Source organism: Lapillicoccus sp., assembly GCF_039935575.1.
Taxonomy (GTDB): Bacteria; Actinomycetota; Actinomycetes; order Actinomycetales; family Dermatophilaceae; genus Lapillicoccus.
The window spans coordinates 15,389-39,243 of sequence record NZ_JBDTKA010000154.1; the positions used below are offsets into that span (position 1 = coordinate 15,389).

The window sequence follows — 23,855 nt, forward strand, 5'->3', positions numbered from 1 at the left end:
CATCGGAAGTCATCGGAGGAGGTGGAAGCGGGAGGGTACGTCGGGCCGGCTGTAGCGCTGCAGCTCAGCAGAACCCGGCGATGCCGACCCAGGCGGCGTCTGCGGTGACTGCTCCCTTGCGCAGGACGGTCGCCTCGATCAACCCATAGGGCCGGTCCGCGGCGTAGAACACCTCGTTGGGGTTCTCCAACCCGAACGGCGACAGGTCGCTGGTGAAGTGGTGCTTGTTGGGGCAGGAGAACTTGATCTCGTCGATGCAGTCGTGCTTCGAGATGACGGCCTCGGCCATCTGGTAGAGCGTGTGCTGCAGCGCCTTCGAGTACCCCTGGCTGAACGTGGACAGCATGGTGTCGCGGACGCTGTCGTACACGGCGTTGAAGTCCACGTCGGTGGTGTTGTAGCGCCAGCGTGTCGCGACCTCCGTCGCCAGGATGCGGTCCTGCGTCTCCTGCAGCGTCGTGTACTTGTCCTTGGGGTATCCCACGAAGCCGGACTGGGTGGTCTTCAGGACGGTCAGACCGAAGAACCCAGCAATGACGGTGGTCTTGTCGCCGTCCCGGACCACCACGGCGGTGCGCGTCTCCGGGGTGTTGCGGAAGAAGGCGTGGTCGTGGTCGTGGATACGGGACCAGCCGTACTCCTCTGCCGACCAACGCCCTCCCGTGACCCAGTCGAACTCACTGGTGAAGTGGTCGGCCAACCTGAGCAGGAACACCTCGGGGGAGGGAATCCCGTCCTTGGCGAACGCGAAGACGGTGTTCTTCTGAGTGTCGGTGGGGACGACGTGGCCGTTGTCGCCTTCGGTGTGGGCGGCTTCGAAGTCGCCGTGCAACAGGGAGGTGACGTTCAGGTCGGTGATCTCGTGCCGGTCGGTGTCCCGGACGATCCGGACGACCCGGTTCTCGGCCTTGCCGTACTGGTTGCTGGTGAGGACGATCTCGCTCACGGGTTACTCCTTTGGTGATGGTGATGGTGATGGTGACGATCGGGCGGGTCTTGCTGTGCGGAGGAGAGTCAGCTGCCTCGGTAGGTGGTGTAGGCATACGGGCTGAGCAGCAGCGGTATGTGGTAGTGCTGCTCACCGGCGACGACGGTGAACCGGACCTCCACCTCGGGGTGAAAAGCCTGCTGTCCCTGGTCGGCGAAGTAGCGTCCAGTCCCGAAGACCACCCGGTAGTCGCCGGGAGTCAACCCGTCGGGGCCGAGGTCGGACACCCGCCCGTCGGCATCGGTCACACCGTCGCCCAGCTCCTCGCCGTCAGCGGCCTTCAGGGCGATAGCAACTCCGACCGCGGGCCGGCCGCCACTCGCGTCGAGGACGTGTGCACTGATGAAGCTCACACCGCGACCTCCTCGACCACGCGGCTGCGCCTGGCCCCGTCCCGCCCGTCACTCACGGCTGTCTCCCGCGTCGAACCGGCGGGACGCCTCGGACTTCAGGCGCTCTTCGTCCTCGTCGGAGATCGACGCGATCGGGGGCGCCTCCGAGAAGATCGGCCCTTCGGTGCCCTCTTTACGGCCGACGATGTTGAACAGGACGTTCAGCAGCACCGCGCTGATCGCGGCCGCCGTGATCCCGGAGTCGAAGACCACCGTGAACCAGCCCGGGAAGGCGTTGTAGATCGTCGGGACGGCGATCGGGATGATCCCCATCGACAAGGCCACCGCCACGATGACCAGGTTGGCGTTGCCGCCGAAGTCGACCCGGCTCAGCGTGCGGATGCCGCTGGCCGCCACGGTGCCGAACAGCACCAGGCCCGCGCCACCGAGGACGGGCAGCGGTACCAGGTTGACCAGCGCTCCGAGGACGGGAAAGAGTCCGAGGAAGACCAGGATCACGCCGCTCACGGCCACAACGAACCGGCTCTTGATGCCAGTGATGGCCACGAGGCCGACGTTCTGCGCGAAGGCGCTGACCGAGAAGCCGTTGAACACGCTCGCCAGTGCGGTGGCGCCCATGTCCGCGCGAAGACCGTTGGTGACCGTCTGCTGGTCGGCCGGCTTGTCGATGACCTCGCCGATAGCCAGAATGTCCGCCGTGGTCTCGGTCATGATGACGAGCATCACGACGAACATCGACAGCGTCGCTCCGACCGCGAAGGTCGGAAGCCCGAAGTGGAACGGGGTGACGATCTGGAAGATCGAGGCGTCCCCGATCTTGGAGAAGTTGGTGACCCCGAACGGGATCGCAACGACGGTCCCGAGGACGAGCCCGAGCAGGATGGCCACCCGGCTGAGGAACGCCGGGAGGAACCGGTAGATCAGCACGATGATGAGGATGGTGATCGCCGCGAGACCGACGTTTGTCGGTTGACCGAAGTTCTTGGCACCAGCCCCGCCACCGGCCCAGGTGATCGCGACCGGCAGCAGCGAGATCCCGATGACGGTAATGACTGTTCCCGTGACCACCTCAGGGAAGAAGCGCAGCAGCTTGGTGAAGATCGGGGCGATGAAGAAGGCCAGCACGCTCGCGAGGAGCAGCGCGCCGAAGATGGCCCGCAGCCCGTCGAGACCACCCTTAGCGGTCCCGATCGTCAGCATCGTGGACACGGCGGCGAAGGAGGTGCCCTGGACAATGGGCTGGCGAGCGCCGATCTTCCAGAACCCGAGGGTCTGGATCAAGGTGGCGACACCGGACATGAACAGCCCCGCCGCGACGAGGTAGGTCAGCTCGACGCCGCTCAGCTTCAGGGCAGTGCCGATGATGAGCGGGACCGCGACGACCCCGGCATACATGCTCATGACGTGTTGCAGTCCGTAGACGAACATCTTCGGTGCCGGCAGAATCTCGTCCACCGGGTGTTTTTCGAGCGTCTGGGTAATGGGCGCGTCGACCATGATGTGTGACCTCCGTTGGTCAGCTGGTTTCCGGAAGCGGAAAGGAAGGGATGGGCTCTGTGGGGTTGTGGGATTGGACAGCCGGAGCCGTCGGGTAGCCCGGCCGGCTCAGGTAACGACTCGCGCCGCAGCGCGGGCGACGGTCAGAGGAACTGGCGGCTCAACCTGGCGTGCCGGTTGACGTCCTTGTAGAGCAGGTATCGGAACGGCCCAGGCCCACCGGCGTAGCACGCCTGGGGGCAGAAGGCGCGCAGCCACATGAAGTCGCCCTCCTGGACCTCGACCCAGTCCTCGTTGAGGCGGTAGACGGCCTTGCCCTCGAGCACGTAGAGACCATGCTCCATGACGTGGGTCTCGGCGAAGGGGATCACGGCACCGGGCTGGAAGGTGACGATGTTGACGTGCATGTCGTGCCGCAGGTCGTCGGGGTCCGCGAACCGCGAGGTGACCCACCGGCCATCGGTGCCAGGCATCGGTATCGGCGTGCACTCACTGTCAGAGGTGACGAAGGCGGGAGGTAGGTCCAGTCCCTCGACGGGTTCGTAGGCCTTGCGGATCCAGTGGAACCGCAAGGCGTCCGACCCGTGGTTGCGCAGGGTCCAGGTCGCACCGGCAGGCAGGTATGCGTAGCCTCCCGTGTCGAGCTCGTGGGACGCGCCGTCGATCGTGAGGGCCGCCCCTCCCTCGACGACGAAGAGCACGCCCTCGGCGTGGGGGTCGAGCTCCGGTTTGTCGCTACCTCCCCCTGGTCCCACCTCGACGATGTACTGCGAGAAGGTCTCGGCGAACCCGGACAGCGGGCGCGCCAGGACCCACAGGCGCGTCTCGTCCCAGAACGGCAGCTTGCTCGTGACGATGTCACGCATGACACCGCGCGGCAGGACGGCGTAGGACTCTTTGAACATGGCCCGGTCGGTGAGCAGCTCGGTCTGGTCGGGGTGGCCCCCGCGAGGGGCGTAGTAGGTGGTGGTCATTGCGGACACTCCTTTGTGTGGCAAAGCTTGGGTTCAGATGGTTGGTCGGCGGGCCAGCTGGGCCAGCCGCATACGGTCGATCCCGATCGCGGTGCCGACCTCGTCGTCGGTGATGGCCCCGCACTCCAGACCCCGCAGGACGAAGCCGGCGAGCGCTACCGCCGTGGCGGGTTCGTCCATGAAGGCGCCGTCAACTCCTGCGGTGTAGGCGCGCAGCCGCGCGGAGGCGGATGACAGGCCGTCGCGGTAGAAGCCGTACGTGGCGAGGTATCTCGTCGGCAGCTGCGCGGGGTGCAGATCCCACCCCTGGTAGTAGCCGCGCTCGAGCGAGCGACGCACCAGCCGGGCGTGCAGCCTCCAGGCCCGGTGGACGGCATCGGCGTCGCCGACGGGCATGACGTTCGTGGACCCGTCGGACAGCTGGACCCCGGTCCCGGCAGCGGCCACCTGCATGACGGCCTTGGCATGGTCGGCCGCCGGGTGCTCCATGCTCTGGTACTCCGCGGCGATCCCGCAGGAGGCGCTGTAGTCGTAGGTGCCGTAATGCAGCCCGGTGCAGCGGCCGTCGGCAGCGTGGATCATCCGCGCGACGAGTGCCGTGCCGTCGGGTCCGAGGATCGACTGGGGCGTCTCTACCTGGATCTCGAACCCCAACCGTCCAGAGGGCAGCCCGTGAGCGTGCTCCAGCCAGTCACAGGTGGTGACCATGGCGGCGACCTGGTCGACCGAGGTCACCTTGGGCAGCGTGAGCCGCAACCCGTCGTCGAGGCCTCCCTCGCTCACGAGCTCGCCGACGAACAGGTCGAGCGTGCGCAGCCCGCGACGCCTGCTCGGAGACTCGAACGACTTGAAGCGGATCCCGTGGAACGGCGCCGCAGTGCCCTCCCGCAGTGACGCCCCCAGGGCACGGGCCGCGGCGAGGGTCGTGGCGTCCTCATCGGTGTCCGGTCGGTTGCCGTAGCCGTCCTCGAAGTCGATGCGCAGGTCTTCGATGGGCTCACGCTCGAGCTTGCGTCGGACCAGCGGCAGCACCGCGTCGACGAGCCCGAGCGGCATACCGATCGCGTCGGCCACCTCCGCGGACGAGCGCCCGTATGCGTCGAGCGCCGCCACGGCCGCCTCGCCCCACTCGGTCACGGTGGTCGGGGTGAACCGGTCGGCAGGGACGTAAACCGTGTGGATCGGCTGTCGCAGGCCACGCTCTCCCGGGAACTGCTGCAGCAGAGCGGAGTCCGCGTCAGCGAGCTGCTCGTCAAGCAGGTCTGACAGCGCCGCGAGGTCGGCGGTCACTCGCTGACCGCTTCGTATGCAGGAAGGGTGAGGAACTCCGCGTACTCGTCGGCGAGGGCCACCTGCTCGAACACCTCGAACGCGGTCTCGAAGTTGTGCGCGTCATAGCCGTCGCCCAGCTCGGCCCGGATCTTCTCGCGCTCGGAGGCGAGCACGTCGCGCACGAGGTCGGCCGTGATGGTCGTCCCGTCGTCGAGCTTGGAGCCGTTATGGACCCACTGCCAGATCTGTGACCGCGAGATCTCCGCGGTCGCGGCGTCCTCCATCAGGTTGTGGATCCCGACCGCGCCGTTGCCGCCGAGCCAGGACTCGAGATAGCGCGCGGCGATCTCCACGTTGCTCTCCAGGCCCGCCCGGGTGATCGCCCCTTCGGCCGAGGCGATGTCGAGCAGGTCGTGGGCGGTGACGTGCACATCCTCACGGAGCACATCGAGCTGGTTCGGACGATCGCCCAGGACTCGGTCGAACACCGCCTGGCAGACGGGGACGAGGTCGGGATGGGCGACCCAGGACCCGTCGAAACCTTGACTGGCCTCGCGTTCCTTGTCCTCGGTGACCTTGGCGAACGCCCGGGCGTTCGCCTCCTCGTCCTTGCGGCTGGGGATGAACGCCGACATCCCGCCGATGGCGAAGGCCCCACGCCGGTGGCAGGTCTGCACCAGGAGCTCGGCGTACGCGCGCATGAACGGCGTCGGCATACCGATGTTGGCGCGGTCCGGCAGGACGAACTCCGGACCGGAGTCGCGGAAGTACTTGATGATGCTGAACAGGTAGTCCCACCGTCCGGCGTTGAGTCCCGAAGCGTGCTCGCGCAGCTCGTAGAGGATCTCGTCCATCTCGAACGCAGCCGGGATCGTCTCGATGAGCACGGTCGCGCGGACACTGCCGTGCGGGACCCCGACCTGCTCTTCGGCGAACGTGAACACGTCGTTCCACAGCCTCGCCTCGAGGTGGCTCTCGGTCTTGGGGAGGTAGAAGTACGGCCCACTACCGCGCGCCAGCAGCTCCTTCGCGTTGTGGAAGAAGTAGAGCCCGAAGTCGACGAGTGCGCCGACCATGGGGGTGCCGTCGACAACGAGATGACGTTCGTCGAAGTGCCAACCGCGCGGGCGCATGACGATCGTGGCGAGCCGCTGGTCGGTGCGTAGCGCATAGGACTTGCCCTGGGGCGCGGTGAAGGCGATGGTCCGGCGGATCGCGTCGCAAAGGTTGACCTGACCGCCGATCACATTGTGCCAGTGCGGTGTCGACGCGTCCTCCATGTCCGCGAGCCAGACGCGGGCACCCGAGTTGAGGGCGTTGATCGTCATCTTTCGGTCCGTAGGCCCGGTCATCTCCACGCGCCGGTCCTGCAGGTCCGCGGGTGCAGGGGCGACGGTCCAGTCTGACTCGCGTACGGACGCGGTCGTCCCGAGGAAGTCCAGTCGACCCGTCTTCCCGACCTCCTCGCGCCGGGCGTGCCGAGCGGCCAGCAGCTCGTCCCGCCGAGAGCCGAACCGTCGCTGGAGCTCGACCAGGAAGGCCAGAGCCTCGGACGTGAGGATCTCGTCCTGGCCGTCGACGGGCTGTCCGGAGATCTCGATGTCAGCGGACATGGCCAGCTCCTTCCGCCGCGCGTTGCGGCTCGTAGGTGGGGATGGACTCCTCGTCGAGCGCACCCATCTCGACGGCGTCGTGGTCCGCTACAGGCGCAGCGTTGCCATCGCGGACAGCGGCTGCACGCACCGCAGCGGCGACTGCCGGAGCGACCTCCGGGTCGAACACCGATGGCACGATGTAGCTCGCGTTGAGCTCCTCCTCTGCGACGCAGTCTGCGATGGCCCCTGCCGCAGCGAGCATGACCTCGCGGGTGATCTCGCGGGCGCCCGCGTCGAGCATGCCACGGAAGAAGCCGGGGAAGGCGAGGACGTTGTTGATCTGGTTCGGGAAGTCGGACCGACCAGTCGCCACCACCGCGGCGTGCTGGCCGGCCTCCAGGGGGTCGACCTCCGGGTCGGGGTTCGCGAGGGCGAAGACGATCGCGTCGTCGGCCATCGTGGCGATGTCCGCGCCGGTCAGGAGCCGCGGTGCCGAGACGCCGATGAAGACGTCGGCTCCGCTGAGCACCTCGGCGAGAGTGCCGGAACGGTTCTCGGTATTGGTGTGGTCCACGATCCACTGGCGCGACTCGTCAGCCCCCACCCGTGCGGCCTCGAGGGCCCCGTGGCGGTCGCAGGCGACGATGTTGCCGACGCCCTGCGCCAGCAACAACGTGATGATCGCGTGCCCTGCAGCCCCGACGCCACTGACGACGACCGTGACGTCCTCGATCCGCTTGTCGACAACCCGCAGGGCGTTGGTGAGGGCGGCGAGGACGACGATCGCGGTTCCGTGCTGGTCGTCGTGAAAGACCGGGATGTCGAGCTCGTCGCGCAGGCGGCGTTCGATCTCGAAGCAGCGCGGCGCGGCGATGTCCTCGAGGTTGATCCCACCGTAGACGGGGGCGATGGCCTTGACGATGGCGATGATCGCTTCGGTGTCCTGGGTGTCGAGGCATACCGGCCAGGCGTTGACGTCGGCGAACTGCTTGAACAGCGCCGCCTTCCCCTCCATGACCGGGAGCGCCGCGGCGGGTCCGATGTTGCCGAGACCGAGCACGGCCGAACCATCCGTGACGACAGCCACCGTGTTGCGCTTGATCGTGAGTCGGCGCACGTCCTCGGGGTGTTCGGCGATGGCCATACAGACCCGTGCCACTCCCGGCGTGTAGGCGCGCGACAGGTCGTCCCGGTTCTTGAGCGGCACCCGGGAGACCACCTCGAGCTTGCCGCCCAGGTGCATGAGGAAGGTGCGGTCACTGACCTTGCGCACCACGACCCCGTCGACCGACCGCAGCGCCGTCACGATGGCGTCGGCGTGGGTCGCATCAGAGGCGTTGCACGTGAGGTCGACGACGAGGCGGGCCGCGTGCGACTCGACCACGTCGAGGGCTGTGAGGGCGCCGCCGGCCGAGGTCACCGCCGTCACGAGAGCACTCGTGGCACCGGATGCGGATGGTGTCTCCACGCGGACCGTGATCGCGTAGCCAGGACTGGGTGTCGCCATTGAGACTTCTCCTCGGTTGATTCCGTATTACGGACACTATTATCTGTCTTACGGAAGATCAACGAGATGTTGAATATATCCGAAAGGGGCCCTCTCACAGGCCTACACTTCCGCTCTACGGAAAAAGTTCAAGGAGCCTCGATGACCTCATCCGCGTCACCCGCCGACGTCCAGGCGCGCTCGGGTACCGTCCAGTCCATCCAGCGAGCCTTCGGACTGCTCGAGACGATGGCCGACCATGGCGGCAGGATGGGACTGTCGCAGCTGGCGATCGCCTCGGGACTTCCGTTGCCCACGATCCATCGGCTGCTGCGCACCCTCGTCGACCTGGGCTACCTGAGTCAAGACCCGAGCCGACAGTACGTCCTGGCACCCCGCCTGATCAGGCTGGGTGAGAGCTCCGGGGCGATGCTCAACCTCTGGGCCCGCCCACACCTGGACCGCCTCGTTGACGAGCTCGGCGAGTCGGCCAACCTCGCCATGCTCGACGGCGACCAGATCGTCTATCTCGCCCAGGCTCAGTCGCAGCGCTCGATGCGGATGTTCACCGAGGTCGGGCGCCGGGTCCTGCCGCACTGCACCGCCGTCGGCAAGGCGATCATGGCCCAGATGGAACCGGCCCAGGTGGCGGGCCTGTTGCGCCGCACCGGAATGCCTAAGCACACCGAGCACACGATCACCGATCCAGAGGGCTTCGCTGCGGCCCTGGTCTGGGTCGAGAAACACGGTTACGCGGTCGACGACGAGGAGCAGGAGACGGGGGTGCGATGCGTGGCCGTCGTTGTTCCCGACGCCCCGGCCCGGCTCGGCCTGTCCGTGTCCGGACCGGCGTCGCGGATGACCGAGGAGATGGTCCAGCGGGCCGTGCCCGCACTGGTGACCGCGGCTGCTGCACTCTCGACCGACCTGTCCTGACGCATACCGGACCGGCGTGTCCCGACCGGGCTGAGAAGGCCGCGTCACATCTGGGTGGGGGACTCCACCCCGAGCAGCGCCAGCCCCTGGACCAGCACCGCCAACGTCAGTGCGCACAACGCCAGCCGTGACTGGCGCAGCTCGGCGTCCTCGGCCTTGAGCACCGGGTGGTGCTCGTAGAACGACGAGAACGTCTGCGCGAGCTCGAAGAGGTATGCCGCGAGCCGGTGCGGCTCGAGCTCGTCGCCGACCTCGGTCACGGTCGACCCGAACTCCAGCAGCGCGAGCGCGAGGTCGCGTTCACCCGCATCGCGCACGACGATGCGTCGCTTCTCGCCACCGTGCCCGACGGTTGCCGGGTCCAGGCCGGCGTTGCGGAAGATCGATCGGACCCGCGCAGCGGCGTACTGCAGGTAGGGCCCGGTGTTGCCGGTGAGCGAGACCATCCGCGCCAGGTCGAAGACGTACTCGCTGTCGTGCGCGACCGACAGGTCGGCGTACTTCACTGCGCCGATCCCGATCTGGGGGGCGATCTGGGCACGGACCTCCTCGGCCAGGTCGGGCCGGGCCTCATCGATGACGGCCCGCGCGGAGGCGGTCGCCTCGTCGAGCAGGTCGGTCAACCGCGGCGGCTCACCGGAGCGCGTCTTGAGGATCTTGCGGTCGGCACCGAGCACGTTGCCGATCTGGACGTGGATCGGGTGGACGTCGTCACCGATCCAGCCGGCCTTGCGGGCGGTGTCCCAGACCATCCGGAAGTGCAGAGCCTGGGTCACGCCGACGACGTAGACGATCCGCTCACCGTGCAGGTCATGCGCGCGGTAGCGGATCGTCGCGAGGTCGGTCACGCCGTAGCCGTAGCCACCATCGGACTTGCGGATGATCAGCGGCACCGGTTTGCCCTCACGACCGGTGTAGCCGTCGAGGAACACGCACAGCGCACCGTCGCTGACGACGGCGATGCCCTTCGCCTCGAGCTCGTCGCAGATGGCCCCCAGCTCGGCGTTGTAACGGGACTCCCCGGCGAAGTGGTCGTCGGTGAGGGTGACACCGAGCAGCGCGTAGACCCGGTTGAGGTAGCGCTTGGAGAGGTCCACCAGCTCGACCCACAGCCGCAAGGTGTCCGGGTCACCGGCCTGCAGCGCGACCACACGCGCGCGCGCGCGGTCCGCGAACGCCGGGTCGCCGTCGAACGTGTCGCGGGCGTGCTGGTAGAACGCGTTCGGGTCACTCTCGAGCAGGGACGCCTCGGACGAGCTCTCGCCGACGTCGAGCAGATGCTCGATGAGCATCCCGAACGGAGTCCCCCAGTCGCCGAGGTGGTTTTGACGGATGACGTTGTGTCCCAGGTGTTCCAGCGTTCGTGCCAGGGCGTCGCCAACGACCGTCGTACGCAGGTGGCCGACATGCATCTCTTTGGCCACGTTGGGTGAGGAGTAGTCGATGGGGATGTTCTGGGTGCGCTGCGACGGAACCCCGAGCCGAGGGTCGGCCGCCATCTCGCCCGTTGCGCCAGCAACCCATGAGTTGGACAGGGTGATGTTGATGAAACCGGGGCCGCTGATCTCGACCTGCGCCGCGACGCCGCCCAGGTCGAGGTGCTCGACCACCTTGGCGGCGACATCACGAGGAGGCATACCGACCTTCTTGCCCAGCGCGAGAGCAGCGTTGGCCTGCAGGTCCGCAAACTGCGAGGGGCGCAGCACCGGGTCGGCGTCCGTCAGCTCCGGGTATGCCGCACCGAACGCAGCGGCGATCGCGGCGGTGATGCGAGGGGCGACGACCTCGGCGGGGGACGGCATACGGTGAAGGTTAGGTGCTCAGAGCAACGGGCTTCCACCCACTATGACGGGCCGACCACCGACAGCCCGAGGTCGGCGACCGACTTCTCCCGCATCTCGACCTTGCGCACCTTGCCCGTGACCGTCATGGGGAACTCGTCGACGATCTGGATGTAGCGCGGGATCTTGTAGTGCGCCAGTTTGCCCGTCGCGAAAGCCCGGACCGACTCTGGGGTCAACGGTTTGGCGCCGTCACGCATCCGGATCCAGGCGCAGAGCTCCTCGCCGTAGCGCTCGTCGGGGACGCCGACGACCTGGGCATCGAGGATGTCGGGGTGGGTGTAGAGGAACTCCTCCACCTCGCGCGGATAGACGTTCTCGCCACCCCGGATGACCATGTCCTTGATCCGCCCAGTGATCTGCACGTATCCGTCGTCGGCCATCACGGCGATGTCGCCGGTATGCATCCAGCCGTCCGCCAGGACCTCGTCGGTCTTGTCCTGCTGCTCCCAGTAGCCGATCATCACCGAATAGCCTTTGGTGGCAAGCTCCCCCGGCTCACCGCGGGGCAGCGTCTCCCGCGACCCCGGGTCGACCACCTTGATCTCGAGGTGGGGGCCGACGCGCCCCACGCTGCCGACCATGTGCTCGAACGAGTCGTCGGTCCGAGTCTGCGTCGACACCGGCGACGTCTCGGTCATGCCATAGGCAATGGTGACCTCCGTGATGCCCGCGGCGATGAGCTTCTTCATCAGCTCGGCGGGGCAGGGCGAGCCAGCCATGATGCCGGTCCGCACGGCCGACAGGTCGTAGTCCGCGAAGCCCGGCAGCGCCCACTCGGCGATGAACATCGTGGGCACCCCGTAGAGCGAGGTGACCCGCTCGTCCTGGGTGGCCCGCAGGGTCGCCGCCGGGTCGAACCCGGGCGCCGGGATGACCATGGTCGCGCCGTGCGTCGAGCACGCCAGGTTGCCCATCACCATCCCGAAGCAGTGGTAGAACGGCACCGGTATGCAGACCCGGTCCTGCTCGGTGTAGAGGCAGAGCTCGCCCACGAAGTACCCGTTGTTGAGGATGTTGCGGTGACTGAGGGTGGCACCCTTGGGGAATCCCGTTGTGCCAGAGGTGTACTGGATGTTAATCGGGTCGTTGCGGTCGAGCGTGGACTGGATCCCTTCCAGCTCGTCGGCACTGACCTCGTCAGCTCGAGCCAGCAGCGCGTCCCAGCTGTCGGTGCCGATGAGCACCACCTGCTCCAGTCCGGGCAGGTCACCACGCACCTCGTCGATCATCGCGGCATAGTCGCTGGTCTTGAACTTCGGCGCCGCTACGAGCATCCGGACGCCGGCCTGGCCGAGGACGTACCTCAGCTCGTGCGTCCGGTAGGCGGGGTTGATGTTGACCAGGATGGCGCCGAGCTTGGCCGTCGCAAACTGGACGATGGTCCACTCGGCGCAGTTCGGCGCCCAGATGCCGACCCGGTCACCTGTGACGATGCCGACCGCGGCGAGGGCGCGAGCCGCCTCGTCGACGGCAAGACCCAGCTCGGCCCAGGTCCAGCGGCGCCCGGCCGCCACGTCGACCAACGCCTCGCGATCGGGGAACCTGGCGACCGTGGCGTCGAGGTTGTCCCCGATTGTCTGCTCGATGAGGGGGACGTCGGTCTCGCCGACATCGTGGGAGAGCAGCGAAGGGGAGGGTGCGGTTTCGGGCATCGACGGCCTCCGGTCAGCTGCTCGCTAGGTCCGGTCAGCAGGTTACTCGGTTGCGTCCGACGTTTCGGCCGCCCTGGGCGCCGAAAGGTCGGACGCGACGCTGGGGTTGTTCCGGTGGGGAATATCGGCCCACCATGTTCGTTGAAAGTTCAACAAACGCCCATTTGCAACCGAAGGATCCTTCATGGCCCTGTTCTCCCGCACCTCAGCCCCTGCCGATGACGCCAGCAGCCTCCTCGACGACATCGCCGGCGACTACATCCTCGACCCTTCGCATACCCGCGTCGGCTTTTCCGCCCGGCACGCGATGGTGACCAAGGTCCGCGGCCAGTTCGACGAGTTCGAGGGCAATGCCCACATCGACACCGCCACCCCGGCCGACTCCGCCGTGTCCATCACCATCCAGGCCGCCAGCGTCACGACCGGCCAGGCGCAGCGCGACGGCCACCTGAAGACGCCTGACTTCTTCGACATCGAGACCTACCCCCAGATCACCTTCGTTTCCACGAACGTCGAGCGCGACGCCGCCGAGTGGGCGATCACGGGCGACCTGACCATCAACGCCACGACCCACTCCATCACGATCCCGTTCGAAGAGACCGGCTCCGCCAAGGACCCGTTCGGCAACACGCGCGTGGGCTTCGAGGGCAGTGTCGCGATCAACCGCGGCGACTGGGACCTCAGCTTCAACGCCGCGCTCGAAACCGGCGGCGTTCTCGTCAGCGAGAAGGTCACCCTCGAGTTCGACGTCTCGGCCATCCGCCAGGAGGCGTGAGCTTCGCGCACGGCGTTCCGACACCAGCAGGGCCGCCCCGTCGGGGCGGCCCTGCTTTCGCCTGCGGCGGGTCAGCCCTCCTTGCCTGACAGGGCGACGAGGACGCCGGCGAGAGCGAAGTACTTGTTGGACCCGAGCTCACGCACGGTGTCGATACCGAAGTGCTCCTTGAGCACCGCGTCGTGCGCCGTCGTCAGCCCAGCGAGCGCGGACGGGGGTGCGCTGAGGATCTCCGAGATCGACTTGTCCTCGTAGGACTTGTCGAGCGCCTTCGAGAGGTTTGCCTGCACTGCCATTCCGATCTCCTCCACCTCATGGTGACGACTCCGGTAAGCACCGGAACCGTCGTCATCGTAGGGGTGGAAATGCCCGGTTCGCGGGACCCCCAGCGAGTTCTCAGCCCGGGGTGCGGATCAGGCAGCCGTCCGGGGACTGCCCGCCCTTGGGAAAGGCGATGGCCATCGCCTCGGCGATCCGGTGCCCGCGCTGCTGGTAACCCGGGGTCGTGAAGTGGATCTTGTCGCTGATGTACCACTTGCCCTGGACTTCGGCCGCCCAGTCGTAGACCCGCATGTGCGGGTACGTCGAGCACGCCGCGACGAGAGCGTCGTCCCACTTCTGCATCTCTACCTCGGCGTAGGGGCCCTTGGTCAGCAGTGTCTTGACCGTCACCCAGAGCACCGGCGAGTCACCCACGTGCTTCATGAGCAGGTCGATCCGCTGGTCCATCGGGGTGTTGCCGCCGACCGCCTGGTTCGCGGCCTCGTTGGTCCCCATCGCGAAGACCCAGCACCCGTCGTACCCGTTGGCGATCTGGGTCTTGACGACGTCTTCGCCATTCGGCTGGTTGTTCCAGCCCTCGACGATCGAGCGCGCCCCGAGGATGTCGGTGCGGGCGTTGGCGGCGCCGAAGAGCTTGTACTGGGCGTCGACCCGGTCGGCGGGGTTGGGCAGGTAGTCCCTGCTCATCAGACCCACCGACGTCGAGTCACCGACGTGGAAGACCGAGGTGCAGGACATCTTCAGGTTGTTCGTGTTGACGTCGGTCGCCGGGGTGGTGGTCGTCAGGGCGGCGACGGGCGGCGGCAGCGGTGGGTTGTCCAGATCCCCGGGTGAAAGCGCTGCGATGTCGCGGGCCGAGGCGCCGGAGACGTTCATGGCCGTCAGTCCGGCTGTAGCGATCAGGACGAGAGCGACGACGTTCGGGACGAGCGCGGTGCCCCCACCCCGGGAGCTCGACCGCGCGGGTGCACCGGCCCAGGCCTGGTGCTCGCGTCCGCGCTGGAAGGCTCCCTTGAGTCCACGCCGTCGGATCGGGTCCTCCACCAGCGTCCAGCTGAGGGCTGCGAGCGCGACGGTGATCGCCACCAGGACGAGCGGACGGAGGGGGCTGTCGGCGAGGACGTCCTCGGGCATGAAGACGACGACCGGCAGGTGCCAGAGGTAGATGCCGTAGGAACGCTCGCCGATCCAGCGGAACGGCTGGGCCCCGACAACCTTGCTCAGCACCGACGCCGGATGCGTGGTGACCGCGATCAGCGCCGCCATGGCCAGCGACAGGACCAGCAGTCCGCCGCGATAGATGAAGATCGAGTACTCGTCGGTCCGCACGACGAGTAGGGCCATGACCAGGAGCGCCGCGACGCCCACGCCGTCGAGGATCAGACGTGGCCGGGCGCCAATCGTGGCGCTCAGCTTGGACGGCCTCCACACCATCCCGAGCGCCGCTCCGACGAGCAGTCCGCCGGCCCGGGTGTCGGTGCCTTCGTAGGGGCGGGTGTTGTCGAAACCCGGTTTGGCAAGCACCCACAGCAGCACGAAGGAGACCACCGCGAGACCCAGTGTCGTCAACGCGACCTTGCCCCAGCGGCGCCGGCAGACCGTGACCAGACCCCACAGGATCAGCGGCCAGAAGACGTAGAACTGCTCCTCGACTGCCAGCGACCAGAGGTGGTCTAGTGGTCCGGGGCCGTTGAACCGCTGGAAGTAGGAGACCCCGAGGTGGATGGTCGTCCAGTTGCTGACGTAGAACAGGGTGGCGAGCGTCTTGGCTCCCCTGACCCCGAGCTCGGCGCGGTTGGTCAGGAGCGTCACGCCGAGGACGACGACAAGCAGCAGGGTCACGGCGGGAAGCAGCCGGCGCGCCCGGCGGACCCAGAAGTGCCGCAGGTCGAAGCTCCCGCGTCGCTCCCAGGTGGCCCGGAGGATCCCGGTGATGAGGAACCCGCTGAGCGTGAAGAAGATGCCGACCCCGAGTAGCCCTCCAGGCGTCTGGCCGACCCCGAGGTGGTATGCCACGACCGCGCCGACCGCTAGGGCCCGGATACCGTCGAGAGCAGGCAGATAGGTGCCCCTGGCGTCGATCGGGCGGGGCATACGAGGTCTCCTCGAGGCAGGCTGCGAGGCGTCTCGAGGTTCCCCCGCCGGCGGCGGGTCGACCCCTCATCGCCGCGCGCAGGATACGCGAAAACCCGCCTGCAACCCGGTAGCTCAGTCGTGTCACCACTATCGCCGGGTGTTGATATAGGTCATAATGTTCTAACATTTGTTTGACACTTGACCTCGGTTGTCAGAACATCGATCTCGACAGGACGGCGTTGCCCCGCCCTCCCCTCATGGCTCGACAGGAAGCGTTTGATGCGAATCGGCCTTGCCGGCGTTGGTCGGATCGGTGCCTTCCACGCCGCGACCCTCACGGCCCTCGACGAGGTCGACGCCCTGGTCGTCACGGACCTCGATACGCAGGCAGCCCGGGTCCTGGCCGACCGGCTCCAGGTCGAGTTTGCCGCGAGCCCAGAGGAGCTGCTGGCCTCGGGGGTGGACGGCTTCGTCATCGCCACCGCGACACCGGGTCACGCCCCGCTCCTGCGGCTCGGCTTGGCGGCCGGAGTTCCCACGTTCTGCGAGAAGCCTGTCGCGTCCACGCTCGAGGAGACGCTCGAGCTGGCCAAGCTCGCGTCGGCAACGGATGTCCCTGTCCACGTGGGGTTCCAGCGCCGCTTCGACGTCGGCTACCAGCGAGCGAGGCAGGCCGTCGGCGACGGCGAGCTCGGGTTCCTGCACACCGTGCGCGTCAACACCCACGACCAGGCACCACCCCATGCGGCCTACATCCCCACCAGCGGTGGCCTGTTCCGCGACTGCTCGATCCACGACTTCGACATTCTCCGGTTCGTCACCGGGCGGGAGGTGGCGTCCGTCTACGCGACGGGAGCCAACAAGGGCGCGTCGTTCTTCTTTCAGGCAGGTGACGTCGACACGGCCGCCGCCGTCCTGACGATGGACGACGGCACGCTCGTCACCCTCTCGGCGACCCGCTACAACGGTGCCGGCCACGACGTGCGGATGGAGGTGCTGGGCAGCGACGGCACCATCGGTGTCGGCTACGACGACTCCCTCGCCGTCACGTCTGCCGAGCCCGATGTCGCGTTTCCCGCCGGTCCGCGGCACGGGTCCTTCATGGAGCGGTTCCTGCCGGCATACCGGGCCGAGCTCACCGCCTTCGTCGAGGTCGCCGGCGGCGGCCGACCCTCTCCGTGCACCGTCGAGGACGCCCTGCAGGCCTTCCGCACGGCGGAGGCGTGCGAGATCTCCCGCCATGAGGGGCGTCCCGTCCGGCTCGAGGAGGTCCCTTCACTATGAACCTCAACGACGTGAACGATTACGACGTCATCACCATCGGGCGTACCGGAGTCGACATCTACCCCCTCCAGCACGGGGTCGGGCTGGAGGACGTGCGGACCTTCGAGAAGTTCCTCGGCGGCAGCGCCACCAACGTGGCCGTTGCCAGCGCCCGTTACGGGCACGCCGCGGCGATCGTGACCCGCACTGGCCGGGATCCTTTCGGGGCGTACGTCTGCAGGGAGCTGCGCCGACTGGGGGTGGACGACGCCTTCGTCGAGGCCGTGGACGGCCCGCCTACCCCGGTGACGTTCTGCGAGATCTTCCCGCCCGACAGCTTCCCGCTGTACTTCTACCGTTACCCGGTCGCACCCGACCTCCTCATCGAGCCAGCGACGCTCCCGCTGGACGCCATCCGCGCTGCAGCGGTCTACTGGTCGACACTCACCGGCCTGTCCCAGGAGCCGAGCCGCACCGCCCACTTCACTGCGTGGGAGGCACGTGGCCGGCGCCGGCACACTGTCCTCGACCTCGACTGGCGCCCGATGTTCTGGCCCGACGTCGACGAGGGCCGGTCCCAGGCGGCCGCCGCATTGGAGCACGTGACCATCGCCGTCGGCAACAAGGAGGAGTGCGAGGTGGCCGTTGGTGAAACCGACCCCTCGCGCGCCGCGGACGCCCTGCTCGAGCGTGGCCTCGAGCTCGCCATCGTCAAGCAGGGACCCAAGGGTGTCCTGGCCGCCACCGCGGACGAACGCGTCGAGGTCCCTGTCTTCCCGGTCCAGGTCGTCAACGGGCTCGGCGCCGGTGACGCTTTCGGCGGAGCCCTGGTCCACGGTCTGGTCGAAGGGTGGCCGCTGCGCCGAATCCTCGAGTTCGCCAACGTCGCCGGGGCGATCGTCGCCTCGCGGCTGGAGTGCTCGACCGCGATGCCCACCGAGGCGGAGGTCGAGGCTGGCCTCGCGACCGGCGCACTCACCGCCTGGGGGGCGTGATGTCAACTCAGACCACCGAGTCCACAGCCATGGCAACGGTTCCCGTCTCTCAGCTCACCGAGGTCCGCGTGCGCGAGCCGCACCGGATCGGCCGGATGTGGGCCGAACGGTCCAGGCGTGCAGTCGTCGGACCGGACGGTCGGCTGCTCGTTGTGGCTGCGGACCATCCGGCCCGTGGCGCGCTCGGGGTGCGCTCCGACACCATGGCCATGGCGAGCCGGATCGACCTTCTCGAGCGGCTGGTCGTGGCAGTCTCCCGCCCCGGGGTGGACGGGGTGCTCGGCACTCCCGACATCCTCGACGACCTGCTCCTGATGGGCGCACTCGAAGGCAAGCTCGCCATCGGCTCGATGAACCGGGGGGGTCTGCAGGGTGCGTCCTTCGAGCTCGACGACCGGTTCACCGCATACCGGGCTCGCGACATCGCCGCCCACGGCCTGGACGGCGGCAAGATGCTGACCCGGATCTGCCTAGACGACCCAGGCACTGCGGCCACGCTCGAGGCCAGCGCGGTAGCCGTGTCCGACCTTGCCGGGCTGGGTCTGATGGCCATGGTGGAGCCGTTCTTGTCCACCCGCCGAGAGGGTCGGGTGGTCAACCTGCTCGACCCCGACTCGACCATCCGGTCCATCGCCATCGCCTCGGGACTCGGCGCCCCCAGTGCCCACACCTGGCTGAAGCTGCCCGTCGTCGAGGACCTCGCCCGGGTCATGGCCGCGACCACCCTTCCCACGCTGCTGCTCGGTGGAGACCCCCAGGGTGACCCCGACGACGTCTATGCCTCGTGGAGTCGGGCTCTGGAGCTGCCCCCCGTTCGTGGGCTCGTCGTCGGACGCACGCTGTTGTTCCCCCCCGACGGTGACGTTGCCGCCGCCGTCGATATCGCTGCCGAGCTGGTCCACGGGACGCTGCCGTGACCACGGCGTCGAGCTCGCGCTGGGTGCTGCCGCTGGGCTCATCCGCCCGAGACGGGTGGGAGGTCGTCGTCGACGACTCGGCCGACGGGTGGACGCATACCGGTCTGTATGCCGGCGCGCTGAGGCCCGGCGAGCACCGGAGGTTCTCGACCGGCCGGAGAGAGCTTGTCGTCGTGCCGCTCGCTGGACCGGTTCGGGTGCGGTGCACGGACCCCTCGGGTGTCGAGTCCACGGCGGACCTCGCCGGCCGCCCCTCGGTGTTCTCCGGTCCGACCGACGTGGCCTATGCCCCGCGGGACAGTAGCGTCGTCATCGAGGCGACCCAGGACTGCCGGGTCGCCGTGTGCGCCGCCGCTCTACCGGAGAGCAGCTCGTGGGTCCCCGCCTTCCGTCACGTCCAGGTCGACGAGGTGCCGGTCGAGCTGCGAGGGGCGGGCCAAGCCTCCCGGGAGGTCCGCAACTTCGGGGTGCCTGGCGTCCTCGATGCCGAGGCCGTCATCGCCTGTGAGGTCGTCACACCGGCTGGGAACTGGAGCTCGTACCCGCCGCACAAGCACGACGAACGACGTGAGGGTGTCGAGACCGAGCTCGAGGAGATCTACTACTTCGAGGCCCAGGTCTCGGACGAGGTCGACAACGCTCCGGAAAGCGCCGATCCTGTTGGGTATCAACGGGTCTACGGAACGACGGACCGTCCGATCGACGTCTTCGCGGAGGTGCGGACGGGAGACGTGGTGCTCGTGCCGCACGGGTGGCACGGCCCGGCGATGGCCGCTCCCGGATACGACCTGTACTACCTCAACGTCATGGCCGGCCCCGGGCCGGAACGCGCCTGGCTCATCTGCGACGACCCGGCCCACGCCTGGGTCCGCGACACCTGGGCCGGGCAGAAGGTCGACCCCCGACTGCCGCTAGGAGGCACCCGATGACAAATCACCCCGAGCCGCCTACAGGCGCGACGGCCATCTCGGCTATGGCGCCGACCGTGCGGCTCACCGTGGCCCAGGCCGTCGTGCGGTTCCTCGCCGTCCAGTGGAGCGAGCGCGACGGTGAGCGCCAGAAGCTCTTCGCCGGGTGCTTCGGCATCTTCGGCCACGGCAACGTCGCGGGCATCGGACAGGCACTGCTGCAGAACGAGCTGGCCGACGGCGAGGAGCACCTCCCCTACGTCCTGGTGCGCAACGAGCAGGCCATGGTCCACACCTCCGTCGCCTACGCCCGGCAGAAGGACCGCCTGCAGACCTGGGTGTGCACCGCGTCCGTCGGACCGGGCTCGACCAACATGCTGACCGGCGCGGCACTCGCGACGATCAACCGGCTCCCGGTGCTGCTGTTGCCGTCCGGGACGTTCGCGACGCGAGCGTCCAGTCCGGTTCTCCAAGAGCTGGAGCAGCCGTATGCCGGCGACGTCACCGTCAACGACGCCTTTCGGCCCCTGTCTCGGTACTTCGACAGGGTCACCCGTCCGGAACAGCTGCCCTCGGCCCTGCTGGCGGCGATGCGGGTGTTGACGGACCCGGTCGAGACAGGCGCGGTCACGCTCGTGCTGCCTCAGGACGTGCAGGCCGAGGCGCACGACTGGCCGGTAGAGCTGTTCGTCCCGCGCGTCTGGCGAGTCGCCCGGCCGTTGCCCGAGCAGGTCGACATCAACGAGGCCGCGGCGCTGATCCGGACCGCAAGGCGACCCTTGTTGGTTGCCGGCGGGGGTGTGCACTACTCGGGGGCCGAAGATGCGTTGCGTACCCTCTGCGAGCAGACCGGCATACCGGTGGGTGAGAGCCAGGCCGGAAAGGGGTCTCTGCCGCACGGACACCCTCAGGAGATGGGCGCCATCGGCTCGACCGGCACGACGGCCGCCAACGCGCTTGCCGCCGAGGCTGACGTCGTGATCGGCGTCGGCACGAGGTGGAGTGACTTCACCACCGCCTCGCGAACAGTGTTTCAGGACAATGGGGTTCGGTTCGTCAACATCAACATCGCGCGGTTCGATGCCGGCAAGCAGGCTGGTCTCGCCGTGGTCGCTGACGCGCGGAACGCGCTCACCCCGCTGGCGGAGGCGTTGGACGGTTATGGGGTGGACCCCGGCTATCGCGAACGCCAAGCGACGCTCTGGCGTGCATGGGACGAGCAGGTCGAGGCGACCTACCACCCGACCATCGAGGTGACCGACGTGCTGGCGGACGGCCTGCTCACCCAGGGACAGGTCCTCGGCGCCGTCAACGAGCTGAGCGACCCCCGTGACGTCATCCTCTGTGCGGCAGGTTCCATGCCCGGTGACCTGCACAAGCTGTGGCGCGTTCGCGACCGCAAGGCCTACCACGTCGAGTACGGCTACTCCTGCATGGGATACGAGGTGCCCGCCTCCCTGGGGATCCGGCTTGCGGAGCCCGACCGCGACGTGTTCGCGTTGGTGGGCGACGGCGGCTACCTGATGATGCCGACCGAGCTGGTGACCGCGGTGCAGGAGCGGATCAAGGTCATCGTCGTGCTCGTGCAGAACCACGGGTTCCACTCGATCGGCTCGCTGTCGCAGGCGTTGGGATCGCAGCGGTTCGGCACGTCCTACCGCTTCCGGGACACCTCGACCGGACGCCTCGACGGCGGACCCCTCCCGGTCGACCTGGCTGCCAATGCCCGCAGCCTCGGTGCCCACGTCATCGAGGTGCACTCCGCCCCAGAGCTGGAGCAGGCGATCAAGGACGCGAAGGCCGCACCCGGGGACGGGGGGCCGGTCGTCATTCACGTCGAGACCGACCCGAGCGTCGACGCCCCGGGCAGCGACGCGTGGTGGGACGTGCCGGTCAGCGAGGTCGCCGACCTCGAGAGCACCAGATCCGCCTATCGCGACTACCTCGAACACAAGGCGACGCAGCGCGCGTTGCTCACCCCTGCAGAGAGGAACGACGAACGATGAGCAGGCCCGCGATGCTCGGCACCGCCCCCGACAGCTGGGGAGTCTGGTATGCCGACGACCCGCAGCAGACGCCGTGGAGCCGGTTCCTCGACGAGTGCGTCACCGCGGGATACACCCGGATCGAGCTGGGCCCGTACGGGTACCTACCGACCGACGCGGCTCGCCTGCGCGACGAGCTGGACCGCCGCGGTCTGACAGTGACTGCCGGGACGATCTTCGAGCACCTGCACCGCGCGGGCTCGTGGGACGAGGTCCACTCAAAGGTCTCCGCCGTTGCCAAGCTGACGCGCGACATGGGTGGTGAGCACATCGTCGTCATCCCGGACTTCTGGCGCGACCCGGCGACCGGGGTGGTTCTCGAGCCGTCCGAGCTGACAGAACGCGACTGGCCGGCCTACGCCACCGGGATCAACCGGCTGGCCAAGGCAATCCGGGACGACTACGGGCTGAAGTTCCAGTTCCACCCCCACGCGGACAGCCACGTCGACACGCACACCAACGTCGAGCGGTTCCTCGCCGAGACCGACCCCTCGTTGGTGACGCTGTGCCTCGACACCGGGCACATCGCGTACTGCGGAGGTGACAGTCTGAGGATCATCCAGGACTTCCCCGACCGCATCGGCTATGCGCACCTCAAGCAGGTTGAACCGGCGATTCTCGAGAAGGTGCGAACCGACGAGATCGGGTTCGGGGAGGCCGTGAAGATGGGCGTCATGTGCGAGCCGCCGCTCGGGGTGCCGGACATGCCACCGATCCTCGAGGCCCTCGCCGCCCTCGACGTCGAGATCTTCGCAGTTGTGGAGCAGGACATGTACCCGTGCCGGCCGGACCAGCCAGGTCCCATCGCCGCGCGAACCCTGACCTATCTGCAGGGCTGTGGCCCGTTGCGCTGACCGCGTCAGCCAACACGGACGCATACCAACGACATCGGGCTGGTGAGAAGCCGACGACGAACCGACGAGAACAGGGAGTGAGACGACATGCCGGATGACCTTCGGGTCGGTGTGATCGGTGTCGGCATGATGGGCGCCGACCATGCAGAGCGGCTCGTGACCCGCATCGCGGGCGCACGGCTCGTCGCCGTCAGCGACCCCGACACCGGGCGGGCAGCTGAGCTCGCGGTTCGGTTCGACGGCGTACGGAGCATCGGCAACCCCCTCGATCTCGTGGGGGACGACGAGGTCGACGCGGTGCTCATCGCCTCGCCGGGCTTCGTCCACGAGCAGCAGGTTCTCGCGTGCATCGACCACGGCAAGTACGCGCTGTGCGAGAAGCCGCTGACGATGGACGCGGCATCTTCTCTGCGCGTCGTCGAGGCGGAAGAGGCGGCGGGTCGACCCTTCATCCAGGTCGGTTTCATGCGCCGCTTCGACCCGGAGTACGCGCAGATGAAGTCGATCCTGGACGGAGGCAGTCTCGGCCGGACCCTTGTGGTGCACAACATCCACCGCAACAAGACCGTCCCCGACACGTTCACCTCCGAGATGATCGTGCGCGACTCGCTCGTGCACGAGGTCGACGTGTGCCGTTGGCTCTTCGGTGAGGAGATCGTCGAGATCACTGTGCTCGCCCCGACACCGTCGGCACTGGCGACCGAAGGGGTGCTCGACCCGCAGATCGCCGTCTTCCGGATGGCTGGGGGTGGCATCGCGACCACCGAGGTCTTCGTCACAAACCAGGTCGGCTACGAAGTGCGTTGCGAGGCAGTCGCCGAGAAAGGCAACGCCACCATCGGACTCGGCCAGTCCGTGTTCGTGCGCACCGACGGTCACTACGGCGGCGAGATCCCCGACGACTTCCGGTTCCGCTTCGGTCGGGCGTACGACCTCGAGGTCCAGTCCTGGGTCGACGCCTCGCGGCGCAGCGAGGTCGTCGGGCCGACGACCTGGGACGGGTACGCCGCATCGGCCGTCTGCGAGGCAGGCCTGGAGTCGTTGGCCTCCGGTACGCCGGTCAAGGTCACCTTGGCCGACCGCGCTGCCGCTCGACCCGTACATTCCTCCCCCGCCGTGAACTGACACCGGAACACCACCCGA

At 67.9% G+C, this 23,855-nt stretch carries 20 protein-coding genes; 9 read left to right on the plus strand and 11 right to left on the minus strand.

Going from position 1 to position 23,855, the window contains the following annotated elements; all coding sequences use genetic code 11:
• Positions 1–64: 64 nt before the first annotated feature.
• The 7 genes from pucL to ABI385_RS18190 form a co-directional block, all read right to left on the minus strand.
• Positions 65–946, minus strand: a complete 882-nt coding sequence (pucL, locus tag ABI385_RS18160) for a factor-independent urate hydroxylase (protein ID WP_348105172.1) — start codon at positions 944–946, stop codon at positions 65–67.
• A 68-nt stretch (positions 947–1,014) separates the two neighbouring features.
• Positions 1,015–1,341 carry a hydroxyisourate hydrolase gene (gene uraH, locus ABI385_RS18165; RefSeq protein ID WP_348105173.1) on the minus strand — a complete coding sequence of 109 codons (327 nt, stop codon included), beginning with the start codon at positions 1,339–1,341 and terminating at the stop codon, positions 1,015–1,017.
• 48 nt (positions 1,342–1,389) lie between these two features.
• Positions 1,390–2,838 carry a nucleobase:cation symporter-2 family protein gene (locus ABI385_RS18170; RefSeq protein ID WP_348105174.1) on the minus strand — a complete coding sequence of 483 codons (1,449 nt, stop codon included), beginning with the start codon at positions 2,836–2,838 and terminating at the stop codon, positions 1,390–1,392.
• Between the two features lie 143 nt (positions 2,839–2,981).
• On the minus strand, positions 2,982–3,812 hold the full coding sequence (locus ABI385_RS18175; RefSeq protein ID WP_348105175.1) for a bifunctional allantoicase/(S)-ureidoglycine aminohydrolase: 831 nt from the start codon (positions 3,810–3,812) through the stop codon (positions 2,982–2,984).
• Between the two features lie 33 nt (positions 3,813–3,845).
• On the minus strand, positions 3,846–5,102 hold the full coding sequence (locus ABI385_RS18180; protein WP_407068300.1) for a DUF6986 family protein: 1,257 nt from the start codon (positions 5,100–5,102) through the stop codon (positions 3,846–3,848).
• Positions 5,099–6,697 (minus strand): malate synthase A, encoded by a 1,599-nt coding sequence (gene aceB / locus ABI385_RS18185; RefSeq protein ID WP_348105176.1) that lies wholly within the window; start codon positions 6,695–6,697, stop codon positions 5,099–5,101. Before aceB ends, ABI385_RS18180 begins: the two co-directional genes overlap by 4 nt.
• Complete coding sequence (locus ABI385_RS18190; RefSeq protein ID WP_348105177.1) at positions 6,687–8,186, minus strand: NAD-dependent malic enzyme; 1,500 nt, start codon at positions 8,184–8,186, stop codon at positions 6,687–6,689. Before ABI385_RS18190 ends, aceB begins: the two co-directional genes overlap by 11 nt.
• A 141-nt stretch (positions 8,187–8,327) precedes the next feature.
• Between ABI385_RS18190 and ABI385_RS18195 the strand changes: the two genes are divergently transcribed.
• Positions 8,328–9,101, plus strand: coding sequence for an IclR family transcriptional regulator (locus ABI385_RS18195; RefSeq protein ID WP_348105178.1), 774 nt, complete (start codon positions 8,328–8,330; stop codon positions 9,099–9,101).
• Between the two features lie 44 nt (positions 9,102–9,145).
• On the opposite strand, the gene argS is transcribed toward ABI385_RS18195, so the two are convergent.
• Both argS and ABI385_RS18205 read right to left on the minus strand, forming a co-directional pair.
• Positions 9,146–10,903, minus strand: coding sequence for an arginine--tRNA ligase (gene argS, locus ABI385_RS18200; protein WP_348105179.1), 1,758 nt, complete (start codon positions 10,901–10,903; stop codon positions 9,146–9,148).
• Positions 10,904–10,944: 41 nt separating this feature from the next.
• The gene (locus tag ABI385_RS18205) at positions 10,945–12,597 is read right to left on the minus strand and encodes an AMP-binding protein (protein ID WP_348105180.1); all 1,653 of its coding nucleotides are present in this window, start codon (positions 12,595–12,597) and stop codon (positions 10,945–10,947) included.
• Positions 12,598–12,781: 184 nt separating this feature from the next.
• On the opposite strand from ABI385_RS18205, the gene ABI385_RS18210 reads away from it, so the two are divergent.
• Positions 12,782–13,372 (plus strand): YceI family protein, encoded by a 591-nt coding sequence (locus tag ABI385_RS18210; protein ID WP_348105181.1) that lies wholly within the window; start codon positions 12,782–12,784, stop codon positions 13,370–13,372.
• Positions 13,373–13,443: 71 nt separating this feature from the next.
• Here ABI385_RS18210 and ABI385_RS18215 read toward each other — a convergent pair whose 3' ends face one another.
• Both ABI385_RS18215 and ABI385_RS18220 read right to left on the minus strand, forming a co-directional pair.
• The gene (locus tag ABI385_RS18215; RefSeq protein WP_348105182.1) at positions 13,444–13,668 is read right to left on the minus strand and encodes a hypothetical protein; all 225 of its coding nucleotides are present in this window, start codon (positions 13,666–13,668) and stop codon (positions 13,444–13,446) included.
• A 100-nt stretch (positions 13,669–13,768) separates the two neighbouring features.
• Positions 13,769–15,748 (minus strand): acyltransferase, encoded by a 1,980-nt coding sequence (locus ABI385_RS18220; protein ID WP_348105183.1) that lies wholly within the window; start codon positions 15,746–15,748, stop codon positions 13,769–13,771.
• Positions 15,749–16,009: 261 nt separating this feature from the next.
• On the opposite strand from ABI385_RS18220, the gene ABI385_RS18225 reads away from it, so the two are divergent.
• The 7 genes from ABI385_RS18225 (at position 16,010) to ABI385_RS18255 (ending at position 23,837) form a co-directional block, all read left to right on the plus strand.
• On the plus strand, positions 16,010–17,014 hold the full coding sequence (locus ABI385_RS18225) for a Gfo/Idh/MocA family oxidoreductase (RefSeq protein WP_348105184.1): 1,005 nt from the start codon (positions 16,010–16,012) through the stop codon (positions 17,012–17,014).
• Between the two features lie 11 nt (positions 17,015–17,025).
• Positions 17,026–17,988 carry a 5-dehydro-2-deoxygluconokinase gene (gene iolC / locus ABI385_RS18230; RefSeq protein WP_348105185.1) on the plus strand — a complete coding sequence of 321 codons (963 nt, stop codon included), beginning with the start codon at positions 17,026–17,028 and terminating at the stop codon, positions 17,986–17,988.
• Between the two features lie 29 nt (positions 17,989–18,017).
• Positions 18,018–18,905: a deoxyribose-phosphate aldolase gene (locus tag ABI385_RS18235; RefSeq protein ID WP_348105186.1), complete on the plus strand. Its 888-nt coding sequence runs from the start codon at positions 18,018–18,020 to the stop codon at positions 18,903–18,905.
• Entirely contained in the window at positions 18,902–19,834 is a 933-nt protein-coding gene (iolB, locus tag ABI385_RS18240; RefSeq protein WP_348105187.1) for a 5-deoxy-glucuronate isomerase, read from the plus strand. The genes ABI385_RS18235 and iolB overlap by 4 nt, the downstream gene beginning before the upstream one ends.
• Positions 19,835–19,878: 44 nt before the next feature.
• Positions 19,879–21,819, plus strand: a complete 1,941-nt coding sequence (gene iolD, locus ABI385_RS18245) for a 3D-(3,5/4)-trihydroxycyclohexane-1,2-dione acylhydrolase (decyclizing) (RefSeq protein WP_348105217.1) — start codon at positions 19,879–19,881, stop codon at positions 21,817–21,819.
• Positions 21,816–22,712, plus strand: a complete 897-nt coding sequence (locus ABI385_RS18250) for a sugar phosphate isomerase/epimerase (RefSeq protein WP_348105188.1) — start codon at positions 21,816–21,818, stop codon at positions 22,710–22,712. The genes iolD and ABI385_RS18250 overlap by 4 nt, the downstream gene beginning before the upstream one ends.
• An 87-nt stretch (positions 22,713–22,799) precedes the next feature.
• Positions 22,800–23,837, plus strand: a complete 1,038-nt coding sequence (locus tag ABI385_RS18255) for a Gfo/Idh/MocA family oxidoreductase (protein ID WP_348105189.1) — start codon at positions 22,800–22,802, stop codon at positions 23,835–23,837.
• Positions 23,838–23,855: the final 18 nt, after the last annotated feature.